The organism is Flavobacterium sp., assembly GCF_035456085.1.
Lineage (GTDB): Bacteria > Bacteroidota > Bacteroidia > Flavobacteriales > Flavobacteriaceae > Flavobacterium.
The window spans coordinates 1-5,992 of record NZ_DATIDY010000038.1 but is presented as its reverse complement, the minus strand read 5'-3'; the positions used below and the strand labels follow the sequence as shown (position 1 = coordinate 5,992).

The following is a 5,992-nucleotide window of genomic DNA, read 5'->3' as shown; positions in this document are numbered from 1 at the left end:
AAATTATATACCACTTGATTCGTCGAATTAACATTTAACTCTATTGGCTCATTTACATCAGTTGCTTCTTCTTGGAAAGTTTCTTCGGGAATGTTCAAGATCAAAGCTTCAGCTTCTTTTAGCTTAAAAAGTAAGTGATTTTGATCGCCACAAGTACTTGTTGCAATTTCATCAAAATTAATTTCATCTACTATCAAATCTCCATCATCACAACTAGCAAACGTAATTACACAAATCAATATTCCTAAAAGTCGTTTCATTATCTTTTTTTATTTTGAACAAAAATATAATATTTAATTTGTTTCCTAAACTTTACGCAACAAAAAAGCTTCTAAGAGGTGAAGTCTCTAAGATTCTAAGTTTTATTTACGGCTACGAAAATTCTAAGTTTAAAATTCTTAAACTCTAAGAATCTTGGCAACTTAGAATCTTAGCATCTTAGCCACTTCAAAAAAAACAGAAATCCCTATCTTTGTAGCAATTTTTTAAATTTCAATGAAAAAATACCAATATTACTTAGCAGCTTTTTCCGCGTTTTTTCTCTGGGGATTTTTTAGCCTGGCTCTAAAACCAATAGCGAGTTATCCTTCTGTCGATATTATGTTTTATCGTGTGTTTTTTAGTGCATTTACGATGACAGCATTAAATCTTTTTTTTAGGAAAAAAATCATCAAAAAAAATTGGGCAGATTTAAATACAATGCCAAAAAAAGCTAAAAACAGAGTCATTTTTCTGACCTTATCAGGAAGTTTGGTTTTGGCCAGTAACTGGTTTATTTTTATTTATGTCGTAAATCATGTAAGTGTCAAAGCTGGCTCTCTGGCCTACCTGATTTGCCCCATTTTAACTACTGTTTTCGCTTTCTTTATTTTAAATGAAAAACTAAGCAAATGGAAGTGGCTAGCCGTGTGTTTAAGCGCTTTTAGCTGCATTTTATTATCGCTAAACCATTTTCAGGATATTTTTTATAGCTTAATGATCGCTTCTTCGTTTGCCTTGTATTTGGTAAGTCAACGCAAGAATAGTGAACTGGATAAATTTGTAGTATTAAATATTCAGCTGCTTTTTATTGCTTTGCTTATTTTACCCTTTTATCACAATTACAGTGAAGCAATTCCTACAGAACCTTTATTTTACATCTGTCTCTTTTGTATAGTAGTATTTTTTACCATTATACCTCTTTTTTTAAACCTTTATGCACTGAAAGGCATTGACTCGTCAACTGTCGGAATCCTGATGTATATCAACCCTATAATTAATTTTTCACTGGCTATTTTTTATTTCAATGAAGAAATAAGTTTGCTGCAAATGATTTCTTATTCGCTTATTTTGATCTCAATTATTATTTTTAATAAGAAAATAATTTTCGGCAAAAAAAAGAAATCCACAGTGGTTATTCAGGATTCAAAATCTATTTAGACATGAAAAAAGTATATCTCGATAACGCTTCTACAACTGTGCTTCATCCCGAAGTAATTCTGGAAATGACCAAAATACTGACCGAAGATTATGGCAATCCATCCTCTACTCATAGTTTGGGGCGCAATGCCAAAAGCATTCTTGAACTTTCCCGAAAATCAATAGCGAAACATTTTAATGCTAATGCATCTGAAATCATTTTCACTTCATGTGGTACCGAAGCCAATAATTGGATCATGCGATCTGCCGTTAAAGATTTGAAAGTTGAACGTATTATAACAAGTAAAATAGAACATCACGCAGTGCTTCATACAGCAATAGCACTTCAAAATGAATATGGCATTCAAGTCGATTATGTAAATGTAAAACCAAATGGCGAGTTGGATTTGACACATTTGGTCGAATTATTATCAGATGAAAAAAAGACTTTGGTTTCGTTAATGCATGTCAATAATGAAACTGGAACTATTCTGGATCTCGAGAGAGTAAGTCAAATTTGTCAAGAACATAAAGCTTTGTTTCATTCAGATACAGTGCAATCTGTTGGGAAAACCAAAATTGATTTACAACATATTCCGATTGATTTTATAGTCGCCAGCGCTCATAAATTTCATGGGCCAAAAGGCGTTGGATTTGCATTTGTTAGAAAAAATACTGCGTTGCAACCTTTATTTTTTGGAGGAGAACAAGAAAAAGGTTTTCGACCAGGGACCGAAGCTATTCACCAAATTGCAGGAATGGCGAAGGCTTTGGAACTGTCTTATCAAAATATTGAAAACGAAAGTGCCTATATTGCTTCGCTAAAAGAATATACTATCGAAAGATTAAAAACTGAATTCCCAGATTTTAAAATCAATGGTGAAAATACTTTTTACAATCTGCTAAATGTCATTTTACCTTTGGACGAAAGCAAAACCTCTATGATTATTTTCTTTTTAGACATGAAAGGAATAGCTGTTTCCAGAGGAAGTGCTTGTCAATCCGGAAGTATCAGACCTTCGCATGTATTGGCCGAAATACTTTCTGAAAATGACTTGAAAAAACCAAATATCCGTATTTCTTTCAGCCATTTTAATACCAAAGAAGACATTGATTTATTGATTGAAGCGCTTAAAACTTGTTAAGCTGTTTCATACAAACGCAGTCTGTTTTGAGCAGCTATTAAATCTTTTTGCAAATGTTCAATTTTTTGCAAAAGATTCAAAACAATGTCTATTCCTTCGGGATTAACATCCAATTGTTGGTGAATGCGAATTATTCGTTCCAAAATATAAATCTGATCTGAATGGATATAAGGAGATTGTTCAATGATTTTAATTTCAATCAAACCCAACTCTTGAAGGTAAGTGAAGAAAGAAAGCTCCACTTTATAATGAGAGCTTATTGTTTGCAGAAGAATCCAATTATCGTTTTTCATAGGTTCTAAGCTTAGCAAGTTCGGTAAATAATTCTTTTTCTTTATCAGTAAGATTTTCAGGCAAAATAATTTGGTATGAAATATATAAATCTCCAAATTCGCCTTCTTTTTTATAAACCGGAAAACCTTTTCCTTTTAGTTTGACCTTGGTGCCATTCTGTGTGCCAGGTTTAACGGTCAATTTTACTTTTCCGTCAAAAGTATTGGCAGTAATTTCTCCACCCAATAGCGCTGTATAAAGATCTAAATCAATGGTGGTGTACAAATTGTGTTTGTCTAATTTGAAATTAGTATGATTTTCAATATTGAAAGTAAGATACAAATCGCCTTTTGGTCCGCCGTTTGCCCCTTCTCCACCTTGTCCGCTTATTTTTATGACCTGACCATTTTCAACACCGGCGGGAATTGTCAAACGAATGTTTTTCCCATTAATAGTCAAAGTGCGCTTATGAGTAGTATAAACATCTTTTAAATCCAAATGCAATTCGGCATTAAAATCCTGTCCTTTGAATACCGCATTTCGATAACCACTTCTTGCTGATCCTCCACCAAACATTGATTCAAAAAAATCTGAGTAGTCGCCACCGCCAGAGAATCCTTCGAATCCGCTCTGTTGTGAACTGCCATTTTGATAATGTTGTTGTTGCTGTCTTGCTTTTTCGTACTCTTCGCCATGTTGCCAGTTTTCTCCATATTTATCGTATTTTTTACGGTTTTCCGGATTGCTCAAAACTTCATTGGCTTCATTGAGTTCTTTGAATTTTTTCTCGGCTTCTTTATCGTTTGGATTTAAATCGGGATGGTATTTTCTGGCCAACTTACGGTAGGCTTTTTTTATGTCAGCTTCGGTAGCATTCTTGTCAATTTCCAATATTTTATAATAATCTATAAATGCCATTTTGTTGATTTTTAGCTATTATTCAATTAAAAAAATAAACTCAATCATTTAAAAAAATATTTCAAACTCAAATTTAAGCAATTTCAACGCTCAAACAAATCATAAAACAGTTAATTTCAGCCAAATACAAAAAAACAAAAAGACCTTGAATAAGGCCTTTAAAAAATTTATCTGTCCAAAATTAACTCAATGCAAATGCTACCGCTGCAGTTGAATGAATCAAGGCAGTATCAAAAACGGGGACTTTTACAGCTTCTTGTTTTATTAATAGAGGGATTTCTGTGCAACCAAGAATAATTCCTTCTGCTCCATTATCAATTAATTTGTTTATAATTGAAAGGTATCTTTCTCTTGTACTTTCTAACAGCAATCCTTTGCCCAATTCATAAAAGATCGTTTCATGAATAAAATCTCTATCATCTTCATTTGGTATAATTGCTTCAATAGAAAGATCTGTTAATTTATTTTTGAAAAAATCTAATTCCATAGTGAATTTTGTTCCTAAAAGACCCACCTTTTTAATCTTGTTTTTTTGAATTTCTTTGGCAGTTTCGGTTGCAATATGTATCAAAGGTACATTGATATTTTGCTGAATACGATCAGCAATTAGATGCATAGTATTGGCACAAAGAATAATCGCTTCCGCACCAGAATTTTCCAGATTTTGACAGGCTTTAAACAACATATTAAATGTGGAATCCCAATCGTTATTTTCATTATTCTTTTTAATATCATTATAATTAAAAGAATAAATCATGCATTCTGCAAAATTGACCCCTCCTAATTTTTCATTAATCCCTTCATTAATAAATCTATAGTAATCTGCTGTTGATACCCAACTAATACCTCCTATGAGTCCTAATTTTTTCATTTATTTTATTTTTCTATATCTGCTGCACAAATGACCACATTATTGCTATTCTAAATCGCCTGAAGCTTCTAATATAAAACGTTGAAAATAAACAAGTAAACATTATTTTATAATTAAAGCTTTTGTAAATTTAAAGAAATTATAAAATAAACAGTTAAGTTCTTAAAACTGTATTAATTTTTAAAAAACAATGATTATTCTTTCAAAAAAAAATATATTTTTACAATATAAACCTTACAACCAATTATAAAATGAAAAAATTATTTCTCATCCTGTCTTTTGTAACCTTTTTAGGTTCAGCATCTTATTCCCAAGAACCAACTCTTGTTACTTCAGTCGAAGGTATTAAAGAGTATAACCTACCGAATGGATTAAGAATCCTATTGATTCCTGATGCTGCACAATCAAATGTTGTTGTGAATATCGTGTATAATGTAGGTTCGCGTCATGAAGGATATGGCGAATCTGGAATGGCACATTTATTAGAGCATATGTTATTTAAACGTTCATCAAAATTTACCGACATCAAAAAAACTATTGCTGATAAAGGTGCTCAAGCCAATGGGACAACCTATTATGACCGTACCAATTATTATGAAATTTTGCCTGCCACTGATGAAAATTTAAAATGGGCACTGGAAATGGAATCTGACCGAATGGTAACTTCGGCTATCCTTCAATCGGATTTAGATAGTGAATTCAGCGTTGTCCGAAATGAATTTGAAATTGGAGAAAATGATCCGTCTGGAGTTTTAAACGAGCGAATTCTTTCTTCGGCTTATTTATGGCACAATTATGGGAAATCAACTATTGGAAGCAAAGAAGATATCGAAAGAGTTAAAGCCAATCGCTTGAAGGTTTTTTATCAAAAATATTATCAGCCAAATAATGCCACACTCATAATTGGAGGAAAATTTGACGAGAAAAAAACGCTTTCTTGGATTAAAGACTATTTTGCTCCAATTCCAAAATCAAAAGACGAAATTGAGAAAACATACACCGTAGAACCTGCTCAGGACGGAGAACGATTCGTTGAATTAAAAAGAAATGGAGATCTTCAATATATTGGGATGGCTTACCATACTCCAAGTTTTTCTGATAAAGAATTTGCTGCCAATGATGCTTTAATTTCAATAATTACCAATAATCCTTCAGGAGCACTCTATAAAGCATTAGTTGAAACAAAATTATCAACAAATGTATATGGATATACAATAAGCTTAAGAGATCCTGGATATAGTTATTTTGCTTGCGAAATCAGCAAAGACAAAGACATTAATACAGTTCAAAAAGCCTTTTTGGAAACTATGAACTCAGTTCCTTCAATGACTTTTACCGAAGAAGATCTGACACGCGCTAAAAATGAATTGCTAAAACAATTTGAAAA

Annotated in this window: 6 protein-coding genes and 1 pseudogene; 3 read left to right on the top strand and 4 right to left on the bottom strand. The window is 32.3% G+C overall.

Annotated features, from left to right (window positions below):
• A pseudogene (locus VLC96_RS02915) lies at positions 1 to 260 on the bottom strand (hypothetical protein); the annotation flags it as partial.
• A gap of 235 nt (positions 261 to 495) precedes the next feature.
• On the opposite strand from VLC96_RS02915, the gene VLC96_RS02910 reads away from it, so the two are divergent.
• Complete coding sequence (locus VLC96_RS02910; protein WP_325260555.1) at positions 496 to 1,419, top strand: EamA family transporter; 924 nt, start codon at positions 496 to 498, stop codon at positions 1,417 to 1,419.
• Positions 1,420 to 1,421: 2 nt separating this feature from the next.
• On the top strand, positions 1,422 to 2,543 hold the full coding sequence (locus VLC96_RS02905; RefSeq protein ID WP_325260554.1) for a cysteine desulfurase family protein: 1,122 nt from the start codon (positions 1,422 to 1,424) through the stop codon (positions 2,541 to 2,543).
• On the opposite strand, the gene VLC96_RS02900 is transcribed toward VLC96_RS02905, so the two are convergent.
• The 3 genes from VLC96_RS02900 to VLC96_RS02890 all read right to left on the bottom strand — a co-directional run bounded on the left by VLC96_RS02900 (position 2,540) and on the right by VLC96_RS02890 (position 4,605).
• Positions 2,540 to 2,836, bottom strand: coding sequence for a chaperone modulator CbpM (locus tag VLC96_RS02900; RefSeq protein ID WP_325260553.1), 297 nt, complete (start codon positions 2,834 to 2,836; stop codon positions 2,540 to 2,542). The two genes, VLC96_RS02905 and VLC96_RS02900, sit on opposite strands and share 4 nt — an antisense overlap.
• A complete protein-coding gene (locus tag VLC96_RS02895) occupies positions 2,823 to 3,734 on the bottom strand; it encodes a J domain-containing protein (protein WP_325260552.1) in 912 nt (303 codons plus the stop codon). Before VLC96_RS02895 ends, VLC96_RS02900 begins: the two co-directional genes overlap by 14 nt.
• Before the next feature lie 181 nt (positions 3,735 to 3,915).
• Positions 3,916 to 4,605, bottom strand: a complete 690-nt coding sequence (locus tag VLC96_RS02890; protein ID WP_325260551.1) for an aspartate/glutamate racemase family protein — start codon at positions 4,603 to 4,605, stop codon at positions 3,916 to 3,918.
• A gap of 251 nt (positions 4,606 to 4,856) precedes the next feature.
• On the opposite strand from VLC96_RS02890, the gene VLC96_RS02885 reads away from it, so the two are divergent.
• A partial coding sequence (locus VLC96_RS02885) for a M16 family metallopeptidase (RefSeq protein WP_325260550.1) occupies positions 4,857 to 5,992 on the top strand: 1,136 nt, incomplete at its 3' end.

Excerpts from the sequence above, each read along its gene's own strand:
- VLC96_RS02890 (WP_325260551.1), bottom strand. The coding sequence starts at position 4,605 with ATGAAAAAATTAGGACTCATAGGAGGTATTAGTTGGGTATCAACAGCA.
- VLC96_RS02895 (WP_325260552.1), bottom strand. The coding sequence starts at position 3,734 with ATGGCATTTATAGATTATTATAAAATATTGGAAATTGACAAGAATGCT.
- VLC96_RS02910 (WP_325260555.1), top strand. The coding sequence starts at position 496 with ATGAAAAAATACCAATATTACTTAGCAGCTTTTTCCGCGTTTTTTCTC.
- VLC96_RS02900 (WP_325260553.1), bottom strand. The coding sequence starts at position 2,836 with ATGAAAAACGATAATTGGATTCTTCTGCAAACAATAAGCTCTCATTAT.
- VLC96_RS02905 (WP_325260554.1), top strand. The coding sequence starts at position 1,422 with ATGAAAAAAGTATATCTCGATAACGCTTCTACAACTGTGCTTCATCCC.